General features: G+C 69.8%; 25 protein-coding genes. 4 read left to right on the top strand and 21 right to left on the bottom strand.

Features of this window, described 5'->3' with window-relative positions; translation table 11 throughout:
- Positions 1 to 34: 34 nt before the first annotated feature.
- The 15 genes from hpnK to IEW34_RS10245 all read right to left on the bottom strand — a co-directional run bounded on the left by hpnK (position 35) and on the right by IEW34_RS10245 (position 15457).
- A complete protein-coding gene (gene hpnK, locus IEW34_RS10315) occupies positions 35 to 880 on the bottom strand; it encodes a hopanoid biosynthesis-associated protein HpnK (protein ID WP_188609074.1) in 846 nt (281 codons plus the stop codon).
- The gene (hpnJ, locus tag IEW34_RS10310; RefSeq protein ID WP_188609073.1) at positions 877 to 2304 is read right to left on the bottom strand and encodes a hopanoid biosynthesis associated radical SAM protein HpnJ; all 1428 of its coding nucleotides are present in this window, start codon (positions 2302 to 2304) and stop codon (positions 877 to 879) included. Before hpnJ ends, hpnK begins: the two co-directional genes overlap by 4 nt.
- Positions 2304 to 3443 (bottom strand): bacteriohopanetetrol glucosamine biosynthesis glycosyltransferase HpnI, encoded by a 1140-nt coding sequence (gene hpnI / locus IEW34_RS10305; RefSeq protein ID WP_188609072.1) that lies wholly within the window; start codon positions 3441 to 3443, stop codon positions 2304 to 2306. The genes hpnJ and hpnI overlap by 1 nt, the downstream gene beginning before the upstream one ends.
- Positions 3444 to 3449: 6 nt before the next feature.
- Positions 3450 to 3938: a GNAT family acetyltransferase gene (locus IEW34_RS10300; RefSeq protein WP_373288232.1), complete on the bottom strand. Its 489-nt coding sequence runs from the start codon at positions 3936 to 3938 to the stop codon at positions 3450 to 3452.
- Positions 3935 to 5356 carry an FAD-binding oxidoreductase gene (locus tag IEW34_RS10295; protein WP_188609071.1) on the bottom strand — a complete coding sequence of 474 codons (1422 nt, stop codon included), beginning with the start codon at positions 5354 to 5356 and terminating at the stop codon, positions 3935 to 3937. Before IEW34_RS10295 ends, IEW34_RS10300 begins: the two co-directional genes overlap by 4 nt.
- Entirely contained in the window at positions 5353 to 6639 is a 1287-nt protein-coding gene (locus IEW34_RS10290; RefSeq protein WP_188609070.1) for a class I SAM-dependent RNA methyltransferase, read from the bottom strand. The genes IEW34_RS10295 and IEW34_RS10290 overlap by 4 nt, the downstream gene beginning before the upstream one ends.
- Positions 6629 to 7375 (bottom strand): TlyA family RNA methyltransferase, encoded by a 747-nt coding sequence (locus IEW34_RS10285; protein ID WP_188609069.1) that lies wholly within the window; start codon positions 7373 to 7375, stop codon positions 6629 to 6631. The genes IEW34_RS10290 and IEW34_RS10285 overlap by 11 nt, the downstream gene beginning before the upstream one ends.
- 145 nt (positions 7376 to 7520) lie before the next feature.
- Positions 7521 to 7925, bottom strand: a complete 405-nt coding sequence (locus tag IEW34_RS10280) for a type II toxin-antitoxin system VapC family toxin (RefSeq protein WP_210324480.1) — start codon at positions 7923 to 7925, stop codon at positions 7521 to 7523.
- The gene (locus IEW34_RS10275; protein WP_188609068.1) at positions 7922 to 8194 is read right to left on the bottom strand and encodes a type II toxin-antitoxin system VapB family antitoxin; all 273 of its coding nucleotides are present in this window, start codon (positions 8192 to 8194) and stop codon (positions 7922 to 7924) included. Before IEW34_RS10275 ends, IEW34_RS10280 begins: the two co-directional genes overlap by 4 nt.
- A 140-nt stretch (positions 8195 to 8334) precedes the next feature.
- Entirely contained in the window at positions 8335 to 8586 is a 252-nt protein-coding gene (locus IEW34_RS10270) for a type II toxin-antitoxin system VapB family antitoxin (protein ID WP_188609067.1), read from the bottom strand.
- A 76-nt stretch (positions 8587 to 8662) separates the two neighbouring features.
- The gene (dxs, locus tag IEW34_RS10265) at positions 8663 to 10570 is read right to left on the bottom strand and encodes a 1-deoxy-D-xylulose-5-phosphate synthase (RefSeq protein WP_373288229.1); all 1908 of its coding nucleotides are present in this window, start codon (positions 10568 to 10570) and stop codon (positions 8663 to 8665) included.
- 160 nt (positions 10571 to 10730) lie between these two features.
- Positions 10731 to 10985, bottom strand: a complete 255-nt coding sequence (locus IEW34_RS10260) for an exodeoxyribonuclease VII small subunit (RefSeq protein WP_188609250.1) — start codon at positions 10983 to 10985, stop codon at positions 10731 to 10733.
- A gap of 53 nt (positions 10986 to 11038) precedes the next feature.
- Positions 11039 to 13846: a DUF2339 domain-containing protein gene (locus IEW34_RS10255; protein WP_188609065.1), complete on the bottom strand. Its 2808-nt coding sequence runs from the start codon at positions 13844 to 13846 to the stop codon at positions 11039 to 11041.
- 301 nt (positions 13847 to 14147) lie between these two features.
- Positions 14148 to 14927, bottom strand: coding sequence for a L,D-transpeptidase (locus IEW34_RS10250; protein WP_188609064.1), 780 nt, complete (start codon positions 14925 to 14927; stop codon positions 14148 to 14150).
- A 116-nt stretch (positions 14928 to 15043) separates the two neighbouring features.
- Positions 15044 to 15457, bottom strand: a complete 414-nt coding sequence (locus tag IEW34_RS10245; RefSeq protein ID WP_188609063.1) for an ester cyclase — start codon at positions 15455 to 15457, stop codon at positions 15044 to 15046.
- A gap of 250 nt (positions 15458 to 15707) precedes the next feature.
- Between IEW34_RS10245 and IEW34_RS10240 the strand changes: the two genes are divergently transcribed.
- The gene (locus tag IEW34_RS10240) at positions 15708 to 16316 is read left to right on the top strand and encodes a TetR/AcrR family transcriptional regulator (RefSeq protein ID WP_188609062.1); all 609 of its coding nucleotides are present in this window, start codon (positions 15708 to 15710) and stop codon (positions 16314 to 16316) included.
- Between the two features lie 26 nt (positions 16317 to 16342).
- Here the strand turns inward: IEW34_RS10240 and IEW34_RS10235 are convergent, their stop codons facing one another.
- From IEW34_RS10235 to IEW34_RS10215, 5 genes are all read right to left on the bottom strand, one after another.
- Positions 16343 to 16858 carry a tyrosine phosphatase family protein gene (locus IEW34_RS10235; protein ID WP_188609061.1) on the bottom strand — a complete coding sequence of 172 codons (516 nt, stop codon included), beginning with the start codon at positions 16856 to 16858 and terminating at the stop codon, positions 16343 to 16345.
- A 3-nt stretch (positions 16859 to 16861) separates the two neighbouring features.
- Complete coding sequence (locus IEW34_RS10230) at positions 16862 to 17464, bottom strand: HD domain-containing protein (protein WP_188609060.1); 603 nt, start codon at positions 17462 to 17464, stop codon at positions 16862 to 16864.
- A gap of 93 nt (positions 17465 to 17557) precedes the next feature.
- Positions 17558 to 18166 carry a DNA-3-methyladenine glycosylase I gene (locus tag IEW34_RS10225; RefSeq protein ID WP_244641906.1) on the bottom strand — a complete coding sequence of 203 codons (609 nt, stop codon included), beginning with the start codon at positions 18164 to 18166 and terminating at the stop codon, positions 17558 to 17560.
- Between the two features lie 119 nt (positions 18167 to 18285).
- A complete protein-coding gene (gene ygfZ / locus IEW34_RS10220) occupies positions 18286 to 19185 on the bottom strand; it encodes a CAF17-like 4Fe-4S cluster assembly/insertion protein YgfZ (RefSeq protein WP_188609058.1) in 900 nt (299 codons plus the stop codon).
- Between the two features lie 64 nt (positions 19186 to 19249).
- A complete protein-coding gene (locus IEW34_RS10215; protein ID WP_188609057.1) occupies positions 19250 to 20368 on the bottom strand; it encodes a hypothetical protein in 1119 nt (372 codons plus the stop codon).
- Between the two features lie 233 nt (positions 20369 to 20601).
- On the opposite strand from IEW34_RS10215, the gene IEW34_RS10210 reads away from it, so the two are divergent.
- Positions 20602 to 21930 (top strand): dihydroorotase, encoded by a 1329-nt coding sequence (locus tag IEW34_RS10210; RefSeq protein ID WP_188609056.1) that lies wholly within the window; start codon positions 20602 to 20604, stop codon positions 21928 to 21930.
- 41 nt (positions 21931 to 21971) lie between these two features.
- Complete coding sequence (locus IEW34_RS10205; protein WP_188609055.1) at positions 21972 to 22457, top strand: GNAT family N-acetyltransferase; 486 nt, start codon at positions 21972 to 21974, stop codon at positions 22455 to 22457.
- Between the two features lie 134 nt (positions 22458 to 22591).
- On the opposite strand, the gene IEW34_RS10200 is transcribed toward IEW34_RS10205, so the two are convergent.
- Positions 22592 to 23143, bottom strand: a complete 552-nt coding sequence (locus IEW34_RS10200; protein ID WP_188609249.1) for a L,D-transpeptidase — start codon at positions 23141 to 23143, stop codon at positions 22592 to 22594.
- A gap of 348 nt (positions 23144 to 23491) precedes the next feature.
- Here IEW34_RS10200 and IEW34_RS10195 point away from each other — a divergent pair, with 348 nt between their 5' ends.
- Positions 23492 to 24697: an ABC transporter substrate-binding protein gene (locus IEW34_RS10195; protein WP_188609054.1), complete on the top strand. Its 1206-nt coding sequence runs from the start codon at positions 23492 to 23494 to the stop codon at positions 24695 to 24697.
- Positions 24698 to 24705 lie beyond the last annotated feature (8 nt).

Raw genomic sequence — 24705 nt, 5'->3', positions numbered from 1 at the left:
GCAACAATGCGTGACAGGCATATAGGTTGCTTCCCTAATTCGGCGCGCTGTCGCCGTAACCACACAGCCGGGCGCCGGAGCGCGCCAGTGCGCCGGCGACGCGCGGCGACATCAGAGCCGTGAGCTCGTCCCGGTAGCGGTAGCCCGGCGCCGCCCCGGCGAAGCCGCCGGCCGTCGCGGGATGGCAATAGATCTCGGTGAGGCCAGGTGGCAGCTGCGCGATGAGGCCGGCCAGGCGCGCCTCCGTCATGGCTCCGGACCAGGCGAGGCCGAGGACGCGATCGGCGACGGTCAGTCCCGCGCCGCGCACCTGTCTGCGCATCAGCGCCGCCCAAGGCGAGGCGATGCGTGGCGCCAGCCCGCGCCGCGAGGGCTCGACCGCGGCGAGCATCCGCGGCGGCTCGGCGGGCACACGCAGCGCCTTCATGCCGTAGGCGTGGCCGATGGCGAGGATGGCGCCGAGCACCGTCGGATGGAGGTGGAAGTGCTGGTGCGCGTCGACGTGGTCGAGGACGAGCCCCGTGGCGCGGAAGGCCTCGAACTGCGCGCGGATCTCCCCCGCGACCTGACGGCGCACGGCGGGCCGGCTGAAGATGGCGAAGCCGTAGGCCGCAAGGTCTGTGCGCAGCCGCCCGGAGCCGTCGGTCAGACTGGGGATGTCGGCGGCCGGTAGCGCCGGCCAGTCCTCCACCAGGGTGAGGTGCAGCCCGACGCGCAAGCCCGGTAGCCGCCGCGCCAGCGCGACGGCGGGTGCGGCGGCGGGGGCCGCGACCATCAAGCTTGCCGCGCTCAGCACGCCGTGGCGATGCGCCTGCTCGACGGCCTCGTTCACCTCGGCGGCCAGCCCGAAATCGTCGGCGGTGACGATCAGGCGCCTCAAGCCGCGACGTCGGCCCGGCTGCGCAGGAAACGCCAGAATTCGACGCCCTCCCGCAGGCGCCGCTTCATCATCTCTGGGCTGCGCACCATCTCGCCGACGATCGAGGCGATCTTCGGCGCCCGGAAATAGAAGCTTCTGTAGAAGTCCTCCACCGAATGGAAGATCTCGGAATGGCTCAGGTGGGGGTAGTGCAGCGGGGCGATCTGGACGCCATCGGCGTTCACCAGCTCGGCATTGGCGTCGTCGAGCCAGCCGTTCTCGATCGCCTGCTTGTAGAGGAACGTGCCGGGGTAGGGCGCCGCGAGCGAGACCTGGATGGTGTGCGGATTGATCTCCTTGGCGAAGTCGATGGTCTCGCGGATCGTCTCCGTCGTCTCGCCGGGAAGACCCAGGATGAAGGTGCCGTGGATGACGATGCCGAGCTCGTGGCAATCCTTGGTGAAGCGCTTGGCGACGTCGACCAGCATGCCTTTCTTGATGTTGTGCAGGATCTGCTGATTGCCGCTCTCGTAGCCGACGAGCAGCAGACGCAGTCCGTTGTCGCGCATGACCTTCAAGGTGTCGCGCGGCACGTTGGCCTTGGCGTTGCAAGACCAGGTGACGCCGAGCTTGCCGAGCTCCCGGGCGATCGCCTCGGCGCGCGGCGCATCGTCCGTGAAGGTATCGTCGTCGAAGAAGAATTCCTTGACCTGCGGGAAGGCGGCCTTGGCCCAGCGGATCTCGTCGATGACGTGGCCGACGCTGCGCGTGCGGTAGCGATGGCCGCCGACGGTCTGCGGCCAGAGGCAAAAGGTGCAGCGCGATTTGCACCCACGCCCCGTGTAGAACGAGATGTAGGGGTGCTTGAGATAGCCGATGAAGTAGTTCTCGATCTTCAGGTCGCGCTGGTAGACGGGGGTCACGAACGGCAGCTGATCCATGTCGTGGACTACGGGCCGCTCGTCGTTGTGGACGATCTGGCCGCTGCCGTTGCGCCAGGAGAGCCCCTTGATCGCGGCGAAGTCGCGGTCGTCCGCCACGTCCTTGATGGTGAAGTCGAACTCGTTGCGGGCGACGAAGTCGATCAGAGGCGAAGCCTTGAGGCTTTCGTCGGCCTGGACGGCGACCTTGGCGCCGATCAGCCCCGCCTTGAGCCCGGGATTGGCCGCCTTGAGTGCCTCGATCGTCTTCACGTCGCTGTCGAAGGAGGGGGTCGACGTGTGCAGCACCACGAGGTCGTAGTCGCGCGCCTGCTTGGCCACCGCGTCGAGGCCGATCTTGTGCGGCGGCGCGTCGATCAGCTTCGATCCCTCGACCAGCGCCGCCGGCTGGGCCAGCCACGTCGGATACCAGAAGGACGCGATCTCGCGCTTGGCCTGATATCGGGAGCCGGCGCCGCCGTCGAACCCGTCGAACGATGGCGCTTGCAGGAAAAGGGTCCGCATCACTCGTTTCTCCCGGCTCGCCGCAGGCTGCCGTCGCCCCGGAGTTGGTAACTCCGCCCCCGCCAAGTCAAGGTCCGACCGCAAAAGCTCCAGGCGAAGACGGCGAAGGACAGAACGTCGCGGGGCGGGACCAGCCAGAGCGGCGGCGCTGCGTCAGTGCCGAAGCGGCGAGCCAGCATTCGCAGCAACACCATCCGGCAGCAGATGGCACCGACGGCCAGCGCCGCGCCGACCGTCGGCGCGCCGGTCACGGCCGCCAGCAGCGCCCAGCCGAGCGGATGCGTGACCAGCGATCCGAGATGCCCGCCGGGCTCGATCTGACGGATGGTGCGGGCCCAGCGCAACTCGTGCCGCCAGAGGTCGGCGAGGGAACCTTCGGTGCAGCTGTGGCGCACGGCGAAGTTCGGCACCGCGACGCGCAGCCCCTTCGCACGCAGGGCCGCGCCGATGGCGTAGTCGTCGGCAAGCTGATCGGCGAAGCCAGCGAGCCCACCGATGGCGGTGAGCCGGGCGCGGCTCAGCGCGATGGTCGAGCCGAGGCAGGGCCGCGCCAGGCCGCTCTTCAGGCCGACCAGCACGTTCGGCAGGAAATGCCCGTCGATGGCCAGGGCCGACAGACGCGACCAGATGCCGGCCGCGGCAACGCCCCGATAGAGGCACGTGACCGCGCCGACGCCGGGCTCGGCCAGCGCCGCCGTCACCCGCCTCAGATAGTCGGGCGAAACGCCGACGTCGCTGTCGGCCAGGACCAGGCAGTCGTGGCGGGCCAGCGGCAGCATGTTGATGAGGTTGCCGACCTTCCGGTTGGCGCCGTGCTGCGCCGGGTCGATCACGAGGTCGATGTCGGCGTGCGGGAAGGCGGCGCGGAGCCGCTCGACCACGGCGATGGCCCCGTCGGCGGGATCCTGCACGCCGCAGACGATCTGGACCGGGGCCGCGTAGCCCTGGGCGCAGAAGGAGGAGAGGTTCTCGAAGAGGCCCGGCTCGGCGCCGTGGAGGGGCTTGAGGAGTGTCACCGTGGGCGCCGGACCGTCCGGCGAGGCATCTGCATCGCGCCGTGCGCCCGCCGCAGCGTAGGCGGCATAGAGGAGATAAAGGCAGCCCAGCGCGGCCAGAACGGCGAAGGCGGTGCCGATCACGAAACGCTACGGTGATGGAGCCGAGCCCGCATCGCCCTTGGGCGCCGGGTCGAGCCACTTCTCCATGTAGATGCGCTCGCCCTCCGCCATGCCGATGGCTTCGTAGAAACGCACCACCTGGCGATTGTCGGCGCGCACGAGCAGGTTGAGCTTCCAGACGCCGCGCGTCTTGAGCCACGCCTCGGCGCCGGCCATCAGCGCGCGCCCGAGCCCGGCGCGGCGGCGGCCGGGGTCGACCGCCACGTAGTAGACCGCGCCGCGATGGCCGTCGTGACCCACCATCACCGCGGCGGCGATGGCCCCCGGCCCGCCGTCCGCCCCCGGCAGCACCAGCACGGCGCCATGGCCGCTCGCCTGGCAGAAGGCGATGTCGGCCATCGGGTCGTTCCACGGCCGCAGCAGGCCCGCCGCCTGCCAGACGGCGATGACCGCCTCCTCTTCGCCCGGCCGCATCGGCCGGACCCCGCCGGCTTCGCCGATCTCGGACCCACTCATAGCACCGCCCCCGGGTTGAGCAGCCCCTGCGGGTCCAGCGTGCGCTTGATGGCCCGCATCAGGTCGAGCGCCACGGGGTCCTTCACCCCCGGCAGCAGGTGGCGCTTCAGCCGGCCGATGCCGTGCTCGGCCGAGATCGAGCCGCCGTAGTTGACGACGATGGCATGCACGAGGTCGTTCATGGCGTCCCAGCGCCCGATGAAGGCGTCCTTGTCGGTTCCTTCCGGCTGGCTCACGTTGAAGTGGATGTTGCCGTCGCCCATGTGGCCGAACGGCACCGGGCGGCAGCCGGGCATGAAGGCGCGTACCGCCTCCGATGCCTCGGCGATGAAGTCGGGAACATGCGCCACCGGCACCGACACGTCGTGCTTGATCGAGCCGCCCTCGTAGCGCTGCGCGTCGGAGAGCCCTTCGCGCAGCGACCACAGCGCCGTGCGCTGGTCGAGCGAGGCGGCGAGCGTGGCGTCGGTGACCAGGCCGGCCTCGATGGCCTCGCCGAGCAGGCCCTCCAGCAACTCCTCAGTACCCCTCTCCTGCGATGACGACAGCTCGATCAGCACGTACCAGGGCGACGGGGTGGCGAGCGGATCGCGCGTCCCCGGCTGATGGCGGATGACGAAGTCGATGCCGATCCGGGGGATCAGCTCGAAGGTGGTCAGCGCCTGGCCGGCCTGAGCCTTGGCCAGCGTCAGCAGTGCCAGCGCCGCCTTCGGCGATGGCACCGCGGCCATGGCTGTCGCGCGGGCGCGCGGCTTGGGAAACAGCTTGAGCACTGCGGCGGTGACGATCCCCAACGTGCCCTCCGAGCCGATGAACAGGTCCTTGAGATCGTAGCCGGTGTTGTCCTTGCGCAGCTTGTTGAGACCGTGCCAGACGCGGCCGTCGGCCAGCACCACCTCGAGCCCCAGCACCAGTTCGCGCGTATTGCCGTAGGCGATGACTGCGGTGCCGCCGGCGTTGGCGGCGATGTTGCCGCCGATGGTGCAGGAGCCTTCCGAGGCGAGCGACAGCGGGAACAGCCGGTCGATGCCATCCGCCACCTCCTGCGCCTTGAGCAGGGTGATGCCCGCCTCGAGCGTCATGGTGTCGGTCAGCGCATCGACCTCGCGCACCTTGTCCAGGCGCGTCAGCGAGACAACGACGGCATCGACGTCGCCGGTGGGGATCTGGCCGCCGACCAGGCCGGTGTTGCCGCCCTGGGGCACGACGGCGAGCCGCGCTTCGCGCGCGAGCCTGACGATCGCCGCCACCTCCTCGGTCGAGCCGGGCTTCAGGACGGCGCGCGCCACGCCCTGGTAGAGGTCGCGCGCCTCCTTGAGGTGGGGCGCCATGTCGCCCGGCGCGGTCACCACGTGCCGCTCGCCGACGATGGCGGCGAAGCGGGCGAGAGCCGTCTCGGGGGCGATATGCTGGTTCATCTCTTCGCCTTTTCGCGCACGAAGACGCCGACAATCTCGGTATGGGCCGAATAGCGGAACTGGTCCACCGGGACGATGCAGCGCGCCACGAAGCCTGCCGCGGCCAGGATCGCCGCGTCGCGGGCGAAGCTCGCCGCGTCGCACGACACGGCGACGGCCAGCGGCAGCCGGGAGGCCGCCATCTGGCGCACCAGCGCCTCGGCCCCGGCGCGCGGCGGATCGAACACGAGCGCGTCGAAGCGGTCGATCTCCGGCGGCAGCAGCGGCCGGCGAAACAGGTCGCGCTGCTCCAGCCTGATCGGTTTCAGGCCGGGTGCGCCGCGCCGGGCCCGGTCCAGGGCTGCGAGCGCCGCCGCATCGATCTCGACCGCGTGCACCTCGGCCTGCTCGGCCAGGCGGAGCGTGAACGGGCCGCAGCCGCAGAAGCAGTCGGCCACACGCAAGGGCCGGTTTCGGCCCTTGCCGGCACCCCGCGCCTCGCCGAGGCCCGCGAGAACGAGGTCGGCGAGGATCTGCTCACCCGCCTCTGTCGCCTGCAGGAAGCCGCCCGGCGGCGGCACCACGGTGGCCCGGCCCATGGCGAGCAGTGGTGGGCGTCGCTCGACCAGGATGTCGCCGTGCAGGGCGAGCCGGGCGAGGTCGAGCCGCTCCGCCGCCTCCACCAGGGCGAGACGCGCGGCATCGAGCTGCTCGCCGGGCGCCTTCCGGCCGAGGCCGCGGATATCCACGTCGAGGCCGGTGAGCGTCGCCGTCAGCTGGAGGTCGAGCGGCTTGTCGAAGCGGGCGAGCAACTGCGCCAGCTGCCGCGCCACCCCGGGCGCCCGTGCCAGCGCCGGGGTCAGCACCGGGCATTGGTCGATGGCGATGAGATCGTGGCTGCGCGGCGCCATGAAGCCGACGCTGGCGCGGCCGCCGTGCGTGCGTGCGTGCAGGATGACCCGGCGACGTCCGCTTCCCGCCGCGTCGACCAGGGGCGCCAACGGCGTGCCAATGCCGGCCCGGGCGAGGGCCGTGGCGATCGCCGCCGTCTTCCAGTGTGTGTAGAGCGGAACCGCCATATGCTGGGCGGCGCAGCCGCCGCAGCAATCGAAATAGGAACAGATCGGCTCCGTCCGCTCCGGCGAAGGCCGCGCGATGGCGAGGAGGCGGCCGCGATCGCCCGTCACCTCCGCCGAGACGGCCTCGCCGGGCAGCGCGCCTTCGACGTAGATGGTTCGGCCGGCCGTCCGGGCGACGCCGTCGCCCCGGGCGCCGAGCTCGTCGATAGTGAGGTCAACGGCCATGGACAGCCTCGCGCCGGTCGGCGGCGATGAGGTATTCGCGGTTGCCGTCACCGCCGGCGATGGGCGAGGGGATGCTGCCATGCACCGCGAAACCCGCCTGCGTGAGGGCTGCCGCGACGTCCCGGCGGACGGTCTCGTGCACGCGGGTGTCGCGCACCAAGCCCTTGCGTACGTGCGCGCGCCCCGCCTCGAACTGGGGTTTGATCAGCGCCACCAGCCGGGCGTCGGGCGCGCACAGGGGCGGCAGTGCCGGCACCACCAGCGCGAGCGAGATGAAGCTCACGTCGATGACGGCGAGCTCGACGGGCTCGCCCAGCAGCGCGGGGGTGAGGCTGCGGGCATCGCGGCCTTCGTAGGCGACGACGCAGGGGTCGGCGGCGAGGCGCGGATGCAGCTGGCCGTGGCCCACGTCGACGGCATGGACGCGGCCAGCGCCGCGCGTCAGCAGCACGTCGGTGAAGCCGCCGGTCGAGGCGCCGAGATCCAGGCAGACGAGGCCCCTGGGGTCGATGGCGAAATGGTCGAGCGCCGCAGCCAGCTTGACGCCGCCGCGCGACACCCAGGGATAGGGGGCGGCCGCCTCGATCTCGGCCTCCGCGTCGACGAGCTCGGCAGGCCGCGTCACCGGCCGCCCGCCCGCCTGCACGAGGCCGGCGGCGATGGCCTCCTGGGCCTTGGCGCGGCTGGCGAAGAAGCCGCGGGCGACGAGCAGCTGGTCGGCGCGCCGACGGGTCATGGGTGGGGCGACATTCGCGGATCCTGCTCCTTGCATGGCGTCAGCGCTCAGGCTGTTCCAGTTCGCTGAACAAAGCCGAGATCAAGGAGTTGCATATGTTTCTTCGAGTCATCGCTTAAGTTATGCGCGGCCGGGCCCGCTCGCCCTAGGCGTGCAGAGCCGGCTCAACATCGGTCCGGGACAGGCCGGCGCCCTTGAACAACAGGGGCGCCTCGAGGGTCATGGCCAGCGCGTAGGCGGCGCAGTCGCCCAGGTTGAGCCGAGCGGGGTGACCGGAGCCGTGGCCGAAACGCCTGTAGGCGGAAAATGCCAGCTCGCTCTGGCGCCGGTCGAAACTGGCGGGGGCGATCGCCAGTCCGTCGACGAGTTCCGCCAGGTCCTCGGTCAGCGTCGGCTCAGCCGAGCGCAGGAGCACGGTGTGGGCTTCGAACAGATTGAAGGCGGAGATCGTCAGCCGCGAGGCGGCGAGCAGGGCGTCCTGCAACCGCGCCGCTTCGGCGTCCTTGAGCAGGATCGCCACCAATGCGGAGGCATCGACAACCACCGTCACCCCTCGCCCTCGCGCCGCTCGTCCCAGAGGCGATCGAAGTCCTTCGTGCCGACGTCCACGGTCCGGCCGGCAAGCTTGCGGGCCACGTTGTCCTGCACGCGGCCGACCAGCTGTCGCTTGCGCGCGATTTCGACGTCCCGCTCGGCCCGCGCTTGGGCAAGCCGGAGCTCCAGCGCCTTGCGGACGGCTTCGGTGATGGTGTCACCGGTCAGCTCCGCCACCTCGCGGGCGAGCCGTTCCGTCTCGGTGGATTTGATGTTGAGCGCCATTCGCCCTCGTCTTCCCCTTCCTGCCAAGGAAGATAGTCGTCCGGGGAAAACGCGCCAGCCGCTCTCTGCGGCTATTCCCCGGGCCTTCGCCGAGCCCGCCCGCGGTCGGGATCGGCGCGGGCCTCAGGGATGGATGCCGATCAAAGGGTGCTTCTGTCGGCGTCGAGGTCACGCTCGGTGAAGATGCCGAGCGGGCCCGGGCGACGGTCGTTGTCCTGCATGTGGCGCAGCTGCGCCATCTTGGCGGCCACCCGGGCGTTGTGCGCGGCGCGCGCCTGCACCAGGCGCGTCTCGAGCGATTTGCGGACCGCTTCGCCGACACTCTCGCCCGTGAGTTCTGCGACTTCCAGGGCAAGGCGCTCGGTCGTGGCCGAGTTGATGTGGAGAGCCATTTTATCTTCCTCCCTCAGCACAGGGAGATAGAGCCGTCGGGAAGAAGTCGCAACCTGCGAATTGGTCAAATTTTCGTCACGCTCGCCGGGCCGCGGACTCCTGGCCCAGGGCCGCGAAGACCGTCTTGACGATGCCGGCGGCGTCGAGGCCGGCGGCCGCGTACATGCGCTCGGGCTTGTCGTGCTCCTGGTAGATATCGGGCAGCACCATGGGGCGGATCTTGAGGCCCCGGTCGAGAACGCCGCGCTCGGCCAGAAGCTGGAGCACATAGGCGCCGAAGCCGCCGACCGAGCCTTCCTCGACGGTGACCAGAACCTCGTGCTCGGCGGCGAGACGCAGCACCAGGTCGACGTCGAGTGGCTTGGCGAAGCGCGCGTCGGCCACGGTGGTCGAGAGCCCGCGCGCCTCCAGCTCTTCGGCGGCGGCGAGGCAATCGGCGAGCCGGGTGCCGAGCGAGAGCAGGGCGATGCGGGTGCCCTCACGGACGACGCGGCCCTTGCCGATGGCGAGGGGAATGCCGCGCGCCGGCATCTCGACGCCGACGCCTTCGCCGCGCGGGTAGCGGAAGGCGATGGGTCCGTCCTCGTGGGCCGCCGCGGTGGCGACCATGTGGACAAGTTCGGCCTCGTCGCTCGCCGCCATCACCACCATGTTGGGCAGGCAGCCGAGATAGGCGACGTCGAAGGCCCCCGCATGGGTCGGCCCATCCGCGCCCACCAGCCCCGCCCGGTCGAGCGCAAAGCGCACGGGCAGGTTCTGAATGGAGACATCGTGCACCACCTGATCATAGGCACGCTGGAGAAACGTGGAGTAGATGGCGCAGAACGGCTTGTAGCCTTCTGTCGCGAGGCCGGCGGCGAACGTAACCGCATGCTGCTCGGCGATGCCGACGTCGAAGGTCCGGGTCGGGAATTCCGCTCCGAACAGGTCGAGGCCGGTGCCCGCGGGCATGGCGGCGGTGACGGCCACGATGCGGTCGTCCCGGCGCGCCTCGGCGATCAGGCTGTCGGCGAAGACGCGGGTGTAGCTCGGCGCGTTGGCCTTGGGCTTGGCCTGGGCGCCGGTGACCACGTCGAAGCTGACGACGCCGTGGTACTTGTCGGCCGACTGCTCCGCCGGCGCATAGCCCTTGCCCTTCTGGGTGACGACATGGACCAGGACGGGCCCGGCCTCCGCGTCGCGCACATTCTTCAGCACCGGCAGCAGGTGGTCGAGGTTATGGCCGTCGATCGGCCCGACATAGTAGAAGCCGAGCTCTTCGAACAGGGTCCCACCGGTGAGCAGCCCGCGCGCGAACTCCTCCGCTCGCTGCGCCTTCTCGTAGATGAACGACGGCATGCGCCGCGCCAGCTGCTTGCCGATCTCGCGGATCGAGCGGTAGGTGCCGCCGGAAACCAGCCGGGCCAGATAAGCCGACATGGCACCGACCGGCGGCGCGATCGACATATCGTTGTCGTTGAGCACGACGATCAGCCGCTCGCCGCGTGCGCCGGCATTGTTCATCGCCTCGTAGGCCATGCCGGCCGACATGGCGCCATCGCCGATGACGCAGACGACGTTGCGATTCTCGCCCTTCAAGTCGCGCGCTGCGGCCATGCCCAGGCTGGCGGAGATCGAGGTGGACGAGTGGGCCGCGCCGAAGGGATCGTAGGCGCTTTCCGTGCGCTTGGTGAAGCCTGACAGGCCGCCGCCCTGGCGCAGGGTGCGGATGCGGTCGCGCCGCCCGGTGAGGATCTTGTGCGGATAGGCCTGGTGGCCGACGTCCCAGATCAGCCGGTCGTGCGGGGTGTCGAAGACGTAGTGGAGCGCGACGGTCAGCTCGACGACGCCGAGCCCGGCGCCGAGGTGGCCGCCGGTGACCGACACGGCGTCGATGGTCTCCGCCCTGAGCTCGGCGGCCAGCCGGCCGAGGTCTGCCTCCGGCAGGCGGCGCAGATCGGCGGGAAGATGGATGGTATCGAGGAGAGGGGTCTCGACCGGCAAGTTCAAACCTTTGCGCTCGCGCCGCGCGGGTCTAGGTCGGGCGACCTGGCGGCAGAAACCTGTTCGGCAGACCTCATCAACACGTCCGATTTGGAGCGGTTCGATATAAGGACATAGGACTTCCGGGGGCGAGCGTCAAAAAACATCTCCGTGCTGGTCGTCAGTCCGACGAGTCCAGGGGCTCGACCCCCCTGGGCTTGCCGTCGCTGCCGAGCGAGATCTTCTCGATACGCGCCTCGGCGTTGCGCAGCAGGCTCTCGCAATGGTTTTTCAGCGCTTCGCCTCGCTCATAGATGGCGATGGATTCCTCGAGATCGACGCGGCCCTCTTCGAGCCGTTTCACAATCCCCTCGAGTTCGGCCATGGCGGCCTCGAAGCTGAGGGTGTCGATGTCAGGGGGCGGAGTGCCCGTCATCATGGCTTCCTCTCATGCGGGGCGAGGCGAGGCTTATGGCGCCGCGCCCCGCCTCATGCAAGCTTCGGCGTGTCGCCGGGTGGGTCCGCCTGAGGCGGCGGTCGGCGCACCAGCAGCTTCTGGTAGGCGAGCCCGATGCCGACGAGCACGACGCCGAGCCCGATGAACGAGAGCGCCCGCAGCATGCCCTCCAGGCTCGCCAGGTCGAGCAGGAACACCTTCAGCACGGCGGCGGTGACATAGACGGCCGAGAGGAGGCGGGCGAAGCGGATGTCGCGTAGCAGCCCGACGGCGAGCGCCAGCACGCCGATGGCGAGCAGCACCAGCGAATAGGCCCACAGTTCGCCCGAGCCGGTCGGCCGGGCCAGGCTGATGTCCGGGCCCTGGAACAGCCGGCGCACCTCGGCGATCGCATACATGAACTGGAGGACGAGCGCCGCGCAGGCCGCGGCGCGCGCCCACCCGGACGGCTGGAAGGTGCGTAGCGAGAATGCGAGCGCAGCCGCCGCCAGTGCCGGCAGCAGGTAGCCCGGCAGCAGCGTGTTGAAGATCGCGCCGCCCGCCACGGTGGCGCCGCCCAAGAGCGGGTTCACGGTCGTCAGCAATTGCTCGACGGCGATCGCCAGCGCCACGAGCCCGGCGGCAAGGGCGCCGTAGCGGCGGATGGGCTCGCTGCCGACCCGATCGGTCCGGAGCAGGACGGCCGCGAAGGCGAGCGCTGCCGCCGCCACCGTGCCGGCCTCGGCCAGGCCCCAGGTGCGGGCCAGGGGGTCGCCGCCTTGGAAGGCATGACGCAGTTCGAAGAACATCAGGCCGAAGCTGAACAGGATGGCCAGGCCCTCGCACAGCGAGACGACGAGGTCGCGGCGGCGCTCGGCCAGCAGGCGCGCCGCAAGGCCAAAGGCCAGCGCCGGCACGCCGTAGCCCCAGAGCAGCCAGTTGAAGATCGGCGTTGAGCCGAGCCGGTTGCCGACCAGCACCGGGTCCCAGACCAGGCGGGCGAGCACCAGTGCGCCCAGCGCCCCGACCGCATAGCGCAGTGCCGGGATCTCGGACCGCCGCGCGATCCAGGCGGCGGCGAGCGCGGTCACCGCGAACGACACGGTCAGCGTGCCCTGGGCGAACATGAAGGTGAGGCCGAGCGCGAGGGCGCCGACGGCGCCGGCGGCGCTGGCACCGAGCGCCAGCGCGAGCGCCGGGCTCCCCGCCGTCTCGCGCTTGAAGACGCCGGCGGCAAAGGCGAGCAGCAGCGCCAGGACGCCGGCCACCGCGGCAAACGGGACGCTCGTGTCGAAGGCCGTGACCCGCCAGTAGCTGATGACGAGCAGCAGCATCGGGCCGCCGAGCGGGGCAGCGACGTAGGGTGCGGCGACGGGAAGCGTGAGGGCGCGGCCCCGGCGCAGCCGCCAGAACGGGCCGGCGAGCAGCACCAGGCCGAGGCCGACGGTGAAGGCCAGATAGAGGCCGATGGCGGCCGGCAATTGCGTCGGCGCGGCGGCGCTCGGCAGCACGGCGGATGGCACGCGCGCCGCGAGTTCCGCCACCGGCCACAGCGCCAGGGTGGCGGCTCCCATGCCGGCGGCCAGCAGCGCAGCCGGTGAGACGGGCGAGAAGCGCAGGGCCAGCGTCAGCTGCATCAGCGCCAGCAGGCCGACCACGGCGGCGCGGGCGCCGCCGCCGGCACTGAGCTCGGCGGCGAGCACGCCGAGGATCGCCAACGCCGCGAGGACCGGCAGCGCGAAGCGGTCGAGGCGGGCGTCGGCGTCGGCGATGCCGCGGTGCGGGTCGGCCACCAGGAACAGTCCGGACAGAGCGGTCTGCGACACCACGAAGGCGACTACGGCGCCCAGATCAGCCGAGCTGGAGATGAGGACCAGCAGCAGGCCCCACAAGGACGCGCCGATGGCGGCAGCCAGGGCCAGCCACCGCCACAGGCGGACGCGGGCGAGCGCATAGGCGGCGGCGACGAGGAAGGCGAGGTAGAGCACCAATGGCCACGGCTGCGGATCGTCGGATGCGACAAGCAGCGGCGTGGCCAGGGCGCCGACGAGGCCGAGGGCCGCCAGCGCCGGGCCGTGCAAGGCCGAGGCGAACATGGTGGCGAGCGCGATGGCGCCAAGCAGGACGAAGGCGGCGGCCGGGCCGATGAAGCCATAGAGTGCGTGAGCGCCGTAGCCGGTGGCGAAGGCGGCGACGGTGCCGGCGGCGGTCAGCACGCCCGGCACATAAGCGTTGGCGAGTCCGGGCAGGCTCACCCGGGGCTCGCGGCGCCGGAACCATTCGCCGCCGGCCAGCAGCGCCGTCGCGAACAGCGCCGCGCAGACAATGCGGGCGCCCGGTCCGAAATAGCCCTGCTCGATCGAGTAGCGGACCATGAGCACGGCGCCGAGCGCCAGCGCCACGCCGCCGACCCAGACGGCCCAGCGGCCGCCGAGGCGGTCCTCGAACGCCCCGTGCGTGGGCGAGGCCGTGCCGGCAAGCGGCGGCGCGGGCGGCGGGCTCGCGGCCCGGCCGGGCATCCGCGGCAGGTGCGGGGCGGCCTTGGGCGATTCGCGTTCGGGCGGACCGGCCGGGGCGGGCGGTTCCGGCGCCTTGAGGTCATCGCCTGCCGGTAGTGCGTCGCTCGGCCGCGCGTCCTGCGGCGGCGGCGCGGTGGGCGGCGGGCCCGTGTCGAGCCCGGCGGCGGGCTCGGCCGCGGCCAGCCGAGCTGATGGTGCGGGTCCTGTGGCCCGCCGTTCAAGGAGGTCCAGCCGCTGCTCGAGCGTGCGCACGTGACGGCGCAGATTGAGCACCATGATGATGGCCGCGAGCCCCGCGAAGGGCAGGGCCAGAATCACCAGACCGAGAAGGATGTACTCCATTGCCACTCACTGGACCGGCGGTCCGCCTAGAGCATTCTGCCATTGGATGAGGCCATCCAATGGCAGAGAAAAGCTCGTAGTCTCTTGAATCTGGAGCGCTTATTCGCGATCGGGTGGTTCCACCCGATCGCGAATAAGCGCTCCAGGCCAACTCGCCGCTCCAATCCCCTGCGCTGGCCCCCAACCGATTCCGCGACGTCAGCCCATAGGGCGAGGTCGCCGCGCGAATGTCACACATGTCGGGGGTACGGGCAAAGCGGCCACGCGGCGGTGCCATGGCGCACTTGAGCGGCCGGTGCGGCTACACCGGCTCCGCGGAAGCTTCCGCGCGGCCCGTCGGAGCTGGCGGGTGCGAGCGCAGCACGAGGGTGCGCGAGCCGAGAGGTACGCGGCCGTACAGGTCGATGATGTCCTGGTTCAGCAGCCGGATGCAGCCGCTGGACGCGGATTGTCCGATCGACTGGGGCTCGGCGGTGCCGTGAATGCGGTAGAGCGTGTCGCGGCCCTTCTGATAGAGATAGAGGGCCCGGGCCCCGAGGGGATTGTCGGGGCCTCCCGGCATGCCCTTGGCCCACGGCCGGGTACGCGGGTCGCGTGCCATCATCTCGGCCGGCGGCGTCCAGGTCGGCCATTCGGCCTTGCGTGCGATGACGGCGCCGCCGCTCCATCCGAACCCCTCGCGGCCGACGCCCACGCCATAACGCAAGGCCCTTCCGCCGGGCTTGATCAGGTAGAGCGCGTAGGCGCCGGGATCGACGATGATCGTGCCGGGCGGTTCGCTGCTCGCGTAAGCAAGCTCCTGGCGCAGGTGCTGCGGGTCGATGCGGCCGAGATCGACGGCGGGGATCGGAAACTTCTCCGTGGGAATCGCCGCATAGCGCACATCGTTCATCAGGCGATCGTTCTGATCCAAGCTGCTTTTGTCCAAGGCGCTCTTGCCCAAGCTGTCTTTGGAGGCCTGCGTCCATGGATCGGCAGTACAGCCCGCAGTCAGGAGCGGGGCCGCGAAGGTGAAGAGTCGGCGGGTCAGCGTGACGGCCGCGGTGGGCGTATCCGGCCGCACGCAGGCGCGCGTCGGCATTGCGCCGCCATTGAGAGGGCACATGATGATACCTTTTTGCCTCAACGTTCGATGGATTATTTGGATATGGGTTGCGTCAACGTCGGCATCCCAATTTGGGCGCCGTCCTTGCGCAATTACGCCTGCGAAAGCGACCTGAACACTTCGAGCGCATTGCGCTCGACCCAGTTATGCTGGAGCATACCATCCTCCGAGACTTGCCAAACCGCTGTGCCGCACAACTCGATCGGCGACCCGCAAGGCTCGGTTCCCGCGAAGCCGTTGTTTCTGCCCGTGATGCGCCAGCGTGAGGCAACCCGATGTCCGCTCTCGCTTTGAAACGTCTCGACGACGTGGAAATTGAACCCATCGATCCTGGCGAGAAAATCCGCGACCCACTGTTTGAATGCTGCCTTTGAGCGAAGCTCGACGCCGCCGGACGTCAGGACGAAGTCGTCGGCGACCAGTCGATCGACGGCGCTCGGGTCGCGAGCCTGCCAGACCTCCCGCCAGAAGCGATTGACAATTTCCACCGAGTTCTGCGTCGGCATGGTGCATGAACCTCACATGTGATTGCACGCGTCATCGCGCGATGAGCCTGAAGACTGAATGCATGGGTGGCCGATCAGGAGCGTCGGGGTTGCCCCAGCGCGGTCGATCCGGATATGTTTGACACAATCGTCAAGTTTGACGGTTATGTCAATAATGGTCGAATCAGATTCTTGAACTGCGCTCTCCCACGCACCGAGCGTCGTGCGGTGAGGCCGGGCCACGGGACGCGGCCGGCGTGAGGAAGATGACATGGTCGGAGTTCGACAGTTCGATGAGGCGGAGGCGCTTCGGAAAGCGTTGACGCTGTTCTGGACGAAGGGCTTCGACGAAACCTCGATGCAGGAACTTGCATCCGCAACGGGTGTGCAGCGCGGCTCCCTCTACAATGCCTACGGGGACAAGGGGGCGCTCTTCCTCAAGGTCTTTGAGGTCTATCGTCGCGATTTCCTCCGGCAGCTGCGTGCGTCCCTCGACAGGCCGAAGCTGCACGACGCGCTGCAGAGCTTCTTCGATTGCGTGGTCACCTCGATGACCACCGGCAATCCCACCCGTGGCTGCCTCTCCACGAAGACCGCTGCCAGCACCGCCATCGTCGATGAGTCGATCCGCGAGGCCGTGCAGGGGCTGCTCGACGAGCTGGAGGGGCTCCTTGGCGGGCGCCTGGCCAGGGCGCAGCCGAGCGACGGCTTGAGGCTGGCGCCGGGGGAGGCCGCGCGCCTCATCGTCACGCTCACGCGCGGCATCGTCATCATCGAGCGGGTGTATCAAGACGAGCAGCGCTTGCGGGCAACCGCGGATGCATTGATTGCGCTGTTGTTGGACGACCGGGCGTTAGCGTCCGGCGGTGATCGCGCGTGAACCCCGGCCGGTCGCAGCGAGATATTCTAGATATAGCGCAGCTCGAACGGCTCGCCCTCGAAGGCGTCGGCGCCCCGGCCGATGGCGGCGACCGCGTTCACCATGCGGCCGTTGCGGCCGAGCAGGACGTCGGCGGCCGCAACCAATGCGGCATTCGGTGTCGCGGTCGGCGAGGCCTCGCGCAGCCGCCACGCCAGATCCGCCTCATCGATGGCCGGCGCCAGCGCGCAAGCGCTGATGAAAGCCGCGGCGGTCGAGCGGCTGACGCCGGCATAGCAGTGGATCAACAGAGGACGGCCGCGGTCCCAGCGCCGCACGAAGTCGAGCAGCGCCTCCACATGCGCGGCGCCCGGCAGCACGTGGCCGGGCTGGGCAGAGACGATGTCGCTGACGGCGAGGTTGAGATGGCAGTCCGCAGCGATCGCCGCCGGCCGCGTGACCGCGACGCCGCCGGCATTGAGCAACGTCACCAGATGGGTGGCGCCGAGCAGGGCGGTCGTCTCGCCGACACGCGACAGCGAGCAGACGTGCAGGGTCGGCATGGTCTAGACCTCCGTGGCCAGCGCCTCGAAGCGGGCAAGGAACGCCGTCTTGGCGGTGTCGGCGTCCCATGGGACGAGCATCGGATCGAGCGTGCGCGGCAGTGGGTCCGGCCGGCCGAAGACCTTGAGCGCTTCCTCGCGTGAGAAGCCGGCGAGGCGCGTGGATTCCAGATAGGCCGAGACGCGATCGGCGCGCTTCAGCACGCGGCGGACGGCTTGCGGGGTCTCGGGTGGGAGCCCGAAGCGCAGGTGGACGGCGGTGAGCAGCCGAGCCTCGATGGTCTTGTAACCGTCGCCCAGCACCACCTTGAATGGCGAGATCATGTCGCCGATGACGTATTCCGGGGCGTCGTGCAGCAGCACCATCAGCTTGGCCGGGGGCGGCAGCAGCGGCTCCAGGGTGCAGGCGATGGCGTCCACGAGCAGCGAATGCTGGGCGACCGAGAAGATCGACGCACCGACCGTCTGGCCGTTCCAGCGTGCCACGCGTGCCAGGCCGTGGGCGATGTCCTCGATCTCGATGTCGAGCGGGGAGGGGTCGATGAGGTCGAGCCTGCGGCCTGAGAGCATCCGCTGCCAGGCCCGTGGCGCAGATGGGGGCGGCATCAGACGGTGCTCCCGTAACGCTGAGGCGGATGGCGGGCAGCCGTGGGATCCATCGACCCGGAAGCGATGCGCTCGGCGCTACTCACGCCTCTGCTACCGCTTCTTCGCCAGGGCCGCGCAGGCCGCGTGGCGGCAGCAGCCGACCAGATGGTCGTTGACCATGCCGACCGCCTGCATGAAGGCGTAGGTGATGGTGGGGCCGCAGAAGGTGAACCCGCGGGCTTTGAGCTCCTTGGCCATGGCCTTCGACGCCGCGCTGTCCACCGGGATCTGGCTGCGCGCCGTGAAGCCGTTCTGCTGCGGCACCCCGTCGACGAAATCCCACAGGAAGCGCGAGAAGCTGTCGCGCTCCTGGATGGCGAGATAGACCTTGGCGCTCTTGATCGTGCCTTCGATCTTGGCGCGGTTGCGCACGATGCCGGCGTCGCCCATGAGCCGCGCCACGTCATCGTCGCCGAAGCGGGCGATCGCCTCGGGCTCGAAGCCGGCAAAGGCGCGGCGGAAATTGTCGCGCTTGCGCAGGATGGTGATCCAGGAGAGGCCGGCCTGGAAGCCGTCGAGGATGAGCTTCTCGAACAGCGCCCGGTCGCCGTACTCCGGCACGCCCCAGTCCGTATCGTGATAGGCGACGTAGAACGGGTCGCTGCCGGGCCAGAAGCAGCGCTGCTGGCCATCCTCGTGGAGAATCAGGTCGTCGGGCACCGGTCGGTCTCTCGCGTTGGCTCGAATCGGCGGCGGATCGGGCCCGCCCAGCGCCGAAGGTAGCGCCAGAGCGGCCGGGCGTCGCCAGGGCGTGTGCCCGACGGCGCGAACCCGAGGCTTCAGGAGGGTTGAGCTGCCGCCGGCTGCCGTGTGGGGAAGGGGAATGTCGCCCATGCCGGCTTCTCGATCGCGACCGGCACGCCCGCTGCCGTGATCGGCTGCCCGCCGGTGAGCGCATCGCCCAGCCGATCGAGCCGGACGAGGGCGAGCCCATGCGCCCCGGATGCCGAGACGAGGGTACCCAGCCGCGTGTCGGCGCAGACGATCTCACTGCCCGCAGCGACCGGCTGCGCCGCGATGAGGCGGGCGGCGACGATGCGCGTGCGCGCCGTGCCCCGGTGCTGCATGCGCGACACCACCTCCTGGCCGACGTAGCAGCCCTTGGCGAAGTCGACGCCGCCGAGTTGATCCATGTCGGCCTCGTGGGGGAAAGCGTCGGCAAAAGCGTAGTCCTTGCCGCCCTCCGGGATGCCGAGGGCGATGCGGTGGGCGTGATAGGAGTCGGCCTCGTCGGCGCCGAGCGCGGCGACGGCGGGGCGATCGCCGATGGCGCGCCAGCCGAGCGCGGCCAGCCGCGGATCGGCAAAGACGGGCGCGGCCACCGCCCGCAATCGTTCGGCCGCCGCCTCGTCGCCCCAGGCCGCCGCCACGGCGAGGGTGGCCGAGCGATCCGTCACGGTCACCTTGGCGCGCAGCTTGTAGAAGCCCAGCCGCTTGGCGAGTTCGGCCGCCTTGTCGGCGGCGACGTCGAGGAGGTACCGCGGGCCGTCCTCCGTCGGAACGGCGACGACCAGGAAATCGAACAGGATCTTGCCCTGCGGCGCCAGCAGCGCGCCGAGGCTGGCGCGGCCCGGCGCCAGCGCGTCGATGTTGCAGGTGACCAGGTTCTGCAGGAAGGTGGCGGCCTCCGGGCCACCGACCTCGATGACGCCACGATCGGCAAGATGGGTGATGGGCATCGGCTGGGCTTCCACGTCGGCATGAGTGCCGGGCTGACCTGATATGAGCTCGGAGCGTGACATCTTAGACCGCGCGAAGCGCCGCCGGCGAGCGCGCGCCGAGGCGGCTGGTAGCACGAGCGCCGCTTCGGGCGCCCCACAGGGCCAGCCGCGCCACGCGCCGGGTGATCGCCACGAGCAGCAGCAGGGCGAGCCATACATAAGCCGCGGCTGCCGCCACCCAGCCGGCCAGCGCCAGCACGCCGGAGGCCAGGACGATGGCTCCTCGGCCGAGGACCCGGAGCACGGCCCGTGTGGCCGTGCCGTGGCTCTCCGCCAGACGGGCGACGCGGCGCAGTTCGCTCGCGTCGCGCGCCAAGCCGAGCGCCTCAGACGTCGCCCGCACGCCGGCGCGGCGGCCGATCAGCGTCACGTCCGTGGCGATGCCGCGCAAGGCGCCGAGAGAGGCGGGACGAACCGTCGCCCGGGCCGCGGTGCGCGCCGCAGCGAGGTCGAGGCCGGCCAGCGATTTGACGGCGGTCTTGGCGGCCTGCGTATCGACCGCCGCATGAACGAGACGGCCCAAGTCGGCGGCCAGCGGCTTGGCCAGGCGGCCGCCCTTCGCTGCCGCCTTGAGGGTCGAGATGCCCCCACGTGCGGGCAGTGCCGCCCCGATCGAGGCGATGGTCGCCCCGGAGATAGCGAGCCCGACGGCGGCCAGGCCGACAACCAGGCGGTCGGGCTCTTCGCCGCCGGCAGCCCGACGTCCCTCGCGGATGAGATCGCGGACATCCCCAACACCGGAGAGATCGGCGGCAACGGTGCCGGCCAGGCCCGCGCCGGATGTGCCGTGGCCTCGGATGGCGCCCTCGTAGAAGTCCGTCGCCATGCGCCTGGCCTCCGCCGTCGAACTGGTCGCAGCCTCATAGCGTTCACGCAGCGCGGCGGGCACCGCCAGGCCCCGGGCCTCGGCGAGGCTGACGAAGCTTCCCGCCAGATCCACGTCGTCGGCGTCCAGCGCTCCTTCGAGCTCCGCACGCAGCCGGTCGGGCGTGAAGCTTTCCGATAGACCTCGTGCCGTCAGGGCAGAAGGGTCATCCTGCGCCGTCAGCCAGCCCCGGGCGTCGAAGGCGCGCGGCAGCAGCAGCCAGCCTGCCGCGACGAATGCGGCGGCCAGAGGAAACGCTAAACGTCCATGCCTCATGGATCCTCGCGCGGCATCAGCCGCGGGCAGAAGGGCTCGGCGGCAGGTGCGGCGCCCGATCCCGGCGGGAAGCGGTGCCGCGCTGATTCGGCCGGCCCGGGGGGGCGGGCATCGCAGGTCTGCGCTCCACGGCCGGTTGCACGGCCGCTACGGCTGACATAATCCCCCGCTAAGTGTGTTTAAACCGGTATCGCGACGGCTTGGTCCGCGGCGACCGAGGAGGGGCGTCCCCGATGGCCGAAGTCTACGATCTGGTGCTGAGCGGTGGCACAGTGGTCAACCACGACGGCGAGGGCACGCGCGACCTCGCCATAAGGGGGGGCAAGATCGCCCATATCGGGCCCGTCGACGCCTCCCGCGCCGCTCGCATCATCGACTGCACCGGCCTTACCATCCTGCCGGGCGTCATCGACACGCAGGTGCATTTTCGCGAGCCGGGGCTCGAGCACAAGGAAGACCTGGAGACGGGCTCGCGCGGCGCCGTGCTGGGCGGGGTCACGGCCGTGTTCGAGATGCCCAACACCGAGCCGCAGACCACGACGGCCGAGGCGCTGGCCGACAAGGTGGCGCGTGGGCGCCACCGGATGCATTGCGATTTCGCCTTCTGGGTCGGGGGCACCCGCGACAACGTCGAGGCCATCCCCGAGCTGGAGCGCTTGCCGGGCTCGGCCGGCATCAAGGTGTTCATGGGTTCGTCCACCGGCTCGCTGCTGCTGGAGGACGATGCGGGCGTCGCCGACGTGTTGCGGCGGACGCGCCGCCGCGCCGCCTTCCACTCCGAGGACGAGGCCATGTTGCGCGAGCGCAAGAACCTGCGCGTCGAAGGCGACCCGTGGAGCCACCCGGTGTGGCGCTCTGCCGAAGTGGCGCTGCGCTGCACCGAGCGGCTGGTGCGGATCGCCCGCGACGTGGGCGCGGCGATCCACGTGCTGCACATTTCCACCGCCGACGAGATGCGCTTCCTGGCCGGCCACAAGGACGTCGCCTCGGTCGAGGTGACGCCGCACCATTTGACCCTGGCCGGGCCCGAGGCCTACCGGCGCCTCGGCACCTACGTGCAGATGAACCCGCCGGTGCGCGATGCACACCATCGGGACGGCATCTGGGAGGGCGTGGGGCAAGGCGTCGCCGACATCCTGGGCTCGGACCACGCCCCCCATACGCGCGCGGAAAAGGACAAGCCCTATCCGGCCTCGCCCTCGGGCATGACCGGCGTGCAGACCCTGGTGCCGATCATGCTGGATCACGTGAACGCCGGCCGGCTCAGCCTGCAGCGCTTCGTGGACATGACCAGCGCCGGGCCGGCCCGGCTCTTCGGCATCGCCGGCAAGGGTCGGATCGCCGCGGGCTACGACGCCGACCTGACCATCGTCGACATGAAGCGCCGCAATGTCATCACCGACGATTGGATCGCCTCGCGCGCCGGCTGGACGCCCTACCACACGACGGCGGTGACGGGCTGGCCGGTCGGCACCCTGGTTCGCGGGCGCGTCGTGGTCTGGGACGGCGAACTGGTCGCGCCGGCGCAGGGCGAGACGGTGCGGTTCGTGCAGGCGCTGTGAGGCGGCGCTCGCCGTCGCTCGCAGGGGTTGGTACCGGCTGCATGATCGTTCGTGCCGAAGAACCCGGGGATCGGCGGGCCATCCGCGCCGTTCTCGAAGCGGCTTTCCCGACGCCGGCGGAAGCCGGGTTGGTCGACCGATTGCGGGCCGACGGCAACACAGAAATATCGCTGGTTGCGGTCGATGAGGGCGCCATCGTCGGCCATGTCATGTTTTCGAGAATCGCAGCCGAGTTTCGGGCTTTGGGACTGGCTCCCGTCGCGGTCCTGCCGACGCGGCAGAGATCGGGCATCGGCAGCCGCCTGATCAGGTCCGGCTTGGCGCGAGCTGAAGCCGACCTGTGGAGGCTCGCTTTCGTCCTCGGCGACCCGCCCTACTATCGGCGGTTCGGCTTCGATCCAGCGCTCGCCAGCGGTTTTACTTCGCCGTATGCAGGTCCATACTTCATGGCGTTGGCGCTCACGCGCCCGTTACCGCCGTTGTCCGGCAGAATAGACTATGCGCCTGCGTTCGCTGCCTTGGCTTAGATCCTCCGTGCGGACGCCATCTGCCAAGCGGGCTGCGGCCCGGCCGTCGAACTTCGCCTGACGGCTGATGGTCGCTTCGGGCGGCATTGGCTCGACCCCGGGCGCCCGCAGCGCCGCGGCGGTGGATCCGCCGGCTACTTGACGATGACCTTGGCGCCCACCGATACGCGATTGTAGAGGTCGATGACGTCGATGTTGCTCATGCGGATACAGCCGGACGAGACGGCGCGCCCGATCTTCTCCGGCTCGTTGGTGCCGTGGATGCGGTAGAGCGTGTCCTTGTTGCCCTGGAACAGGTAGAGCGCACGGGCGCCGAGCGGATTGCCGGGGCCGCCGGCCGTCTTCCGCACGTGGGGCCAGCGCGCGGTCATCTCGGCCGGGGGGTTCCAGTCGGGCCATTCGGCCTTGCGCTGCACCGTCGCCGCGCCGCTCCAGCCGTAAGCTTCGTCGCCGACGGCCACGCCATAGCGGATCATCTTCCGGTTGGGCAGCACGTAAAAGAGCAAGCGCCGCTTGGTGTCGACCACGATGGTGCCCGGAGCCTCGCCGGTCTCGTCATCGGTCAGGTAGCGGGCGTACTGGGGATCGAACTCCGCCTTGGGGACCATCGACATCCACTGCTGGTCGCGCGTGCCGACCTGCGGGTCTGGGACCGAGGCGAAACAGCCGCCCAAGGCCAACGCCATGGCAAGAACGGCCAGCTGTCGAGCTGTGTATATCACGGAATCTCTTGCCCCCGCCCGCTTTGAGCCGCGGAATCCTTATGGGCATAGCGCGCGATGGCGGGGGGGACAACACGGGCCGCATGAGCCGGTGCACTCGGCGCGCACGTGATGCGGTGTCACCACACTTTTTACGGCGCACGAGGCCTGTCGCCCGCCAGACGGAGGCACTCCGCCCGTGCTGGATACCTGCCAATCGCTTGTTTGATACTTGCGGCGCGGCACCGCGACGCTAGGCTGTGCAACCGTAAGAAGAGCGTCACCGTCGCAGATGGGCGGGCCGACGCGATGGGAAGGGAGGGACGTGTTTTCATGAGCATGGTTGGGAGACTCGCGGCCGGCGTTGCCGTCGCGCTGCTGTCGGCGCAGGCGGCGCAGGCCCAGAAGAGCTACGGTCCCGGGGCGAGCGACACCGAGATCAAGATCGGCCAGACGATGCCGTACAGCGGCCCCGCCTCCGCCTACGGGACGCAGGGCCGGGCGGAGGTCGCTTACTTCGCCATGCTCAACGCCCAGGGTGGCATCAACGGACGCAAGGTGAATCTCATCTCGCTGGATGATGCCTACAGCCCGCCCAAGACCGTCGAGCAGACCCGCAAGCTGGTCGAGTCCGACGACGTTCTGGCGCTGGTCAATACGATCGGCACGGCGACCAACGCTGCGGTACAGAAATACCTGAACACCAAGAAGGTGCCGCAGTTGCTGGTCTCCTCCGGTGCTGCCAGGTGGAACGATCCCAAGGCCTTTCCCTGGACCACGCCCGGCGTCTGGTCCTATCCCTACGAAGGCAGGGTCTACGGCAGGCAGGTCGTCAAGACGAACCCGAACGCCAAGATCGCGATCCTGTCGCAGAACGACGATGCGGGCCGCGACTACGTGCGCGGCTTCAAGGAAGGATTGGGCGACGCCGTCAAGGACGTCGTGAAGGAGGCGACCTACGAGGTCACCGATCCGACGATCGATTCGCAGATCCTGCAGCTGAAGAGCTCCGGGGCCGACACGCTGTTCGTGATGGCGACGCCGAAATTCGGTGCCCAGGCGATCCGCAAGGTCGCCGAGCTCGGCTGGAAGCCGGCGTTCTACATCTCATCGGTTGCGGCATCGCGCGCGCAGACCCTGGCGCCGGCGGGGCTGGACAATGCCAAGGGGCTCATCACCGCGACGGTGCTCAAGGAGGCGAGCGATCCGAACTGGGACAACGACCCGGGCATGCTGGCTTACAAGAAGTTCATGCAGGAGTGGTACAAGGACGGCGATCCGTTGAACAGCGGCAACGTGTTCGGCTACACGATCGCGCAGATCACCGCGCACATCCTGAAGAGCGCCGGCGACGATCTGACACGCGAGAACGTGCTGAAGCAGGCGACCAACATCCAGCGCCTGTCGGTGCCGCTGCTGCTGCCCGGCGTGACGCTGAACGTCTCGCCCACCAATTACGCCACGTACGATACCTTCCGCTTGCAGCGGTTCGACGGCGAGCGCTGGGTGGTCTTCGGCGACCCCATCACGGTCGAATAGGCTGATCC

Origin of the sequence: Chelatococcus reniformis (assembly GCF_014640075.1) — a bacterium.
GTDB classification, from domain to species: Bacteria; Pseudomonadota; Alphaproteobacteria; order Rhizobiales; family Beijerinckiaceae; genus Camelimonas; species Camelimonas reniformis.
Note: the sequence above shows the minus strand (reverse complement) of the source record. Positions and strands in the feature narration are given on the sequence as shown.

Coding starts and splice junctions, on each gene's coding strand:
- hpnJ (WP_188609073.1), bottom strand. CDS start 2,304: ATGCGGACCCTTTTCCTGCAAGCGCCATCGTTCGACGGGTTCGACGGC.
- IEW34_RS10300 (WP_373288232.1), bottom strand. CDS start 3,938: ATGAGTGGGTCCGAGATCGGCGAAGCCGGCGGGGTCCGGCCGATGCGG.
- IEW34_RS10295 (WP_188609071.1), bottom strand. CDS start 5,356: ATGAACCAGCATATCGCCCCCGAGACGGCTCTCGCCCGCTTCGCCGCC.
- IEW34_RS10290 (WP_188609070.1), bottom strand. CDS start 6,639: ATGGCCGTTGACCTCACTATCGACGAGCTCGGCGCCCGGGGCGACGGC.
- IEW34_RS10285 (WP_188609069.1), bottom strand. CDS start 7,375: ATGACCCGTCGGCGCGCCGACCAGCTGCTCGTCGCCCGCGGCTTCTTC.
- IEW34_RS10275 (WP_188609068.1), bottom strand. CDS start 8,194: ATGGCGCTCAACATCAAATCCACCGAGACGGAACGGCTCGCCCGCGAG.
- IEW34_RS10270 (WP_188609067.1), bottom strand. CDS start 8,586: ATGGCTCTCCACATCAACTCGGCCACGACCGAGCGCCTTGCCCTGGAA.
- IEW34_RS10260 (WP_188609250.1), bottom strand. CDS start 10,985: ATGACGGGCACTCCGCCCCCTGACATCGACACCCTCAGCTTCGAGGCC.
- IEW34_RS10255 (WP_188609065.1), bottom strand. CDS start 13,846: ATGGAGTACATCCTTCTCGGTCTGGTGATTCTGGCCCTGCCCTTCGCG.
- IEW34_RS10250 (WP_188609064.1), bottom strand. CDS start 14,927: ATGCCGACGCGCGCCTGCGTGCGGCCGGATACGCCCACCGCGGCCGTC.
- IEW34_RS10245 (WP_188609063.1), bottom strand. CDS start 15,457: ATGCCGACGCAGAACTCGGTGGAAATTGTCAATCGCTTCTGGCGGGAG.
- IEW34_RS10240 (WP_188609062.1), top strand. CDS start 15,708: ATGGTCGGAGTTCGACAGTTCGATGAGGCGGAGGCGCTTCGGAAAGCG.
- IEW34_RS10235 (WP_188609061.1), bottom strand. CDS start 16,858: ATGCCGACCCTGCACGTCTGCTCGCTGTCGCGTGTCGGCGAGACGACC.
- IEW34_RS10230 (WP_188609060.1), bottom strand. CDS start 17,464: ATGCCGCCCCCATCTGCGCCACGGGCCTGGCAGCGGATGCTCTCAGGC.
- ygfZ (WP_188609058.1), bottom strand. CDS start 19,185: ATGCCCATCACCCATCTTGCCGATCGTGGCGTCATCGAGGTCGGTGGC.
- IEW34_RS10215 (WP_188609057.1), bottom strand. CDS start 20,368: ATGAGGCATGGACGTTTAGCGTTTCCTCTGGCCGCCGCATTCGTCGCG.
- IEW34_RS10210 (WP_188609056.1), top strand. CDS start 20,602: ATGGCCGAAGTCTACGATCTGGTGCTGAGCGGTGGCACAGTGGTCAAC.
- IEW34_RS10205 (WP_188609055.1), top strand. CDS start 21,972: ATGATCGTTCGTGCCGAAGAACCCGGGGATCGGCGGGCCATCCGCGCC.
- IEW34_RS10200 (WP_188609249.1), bottom strand. CDS start 23,143: ATGGCGTTGGCCTTGGGCGGCTGTTTCGCCTCGGTCCCAGACCCGCAG.
- IEW34_RS10195 (WP_188609054.1), top strand. CDS start 23,492: ATGAGCATGGTTGGGAGACTCGCGGCCGGCGTTGCCGTCGCGCTGCTG.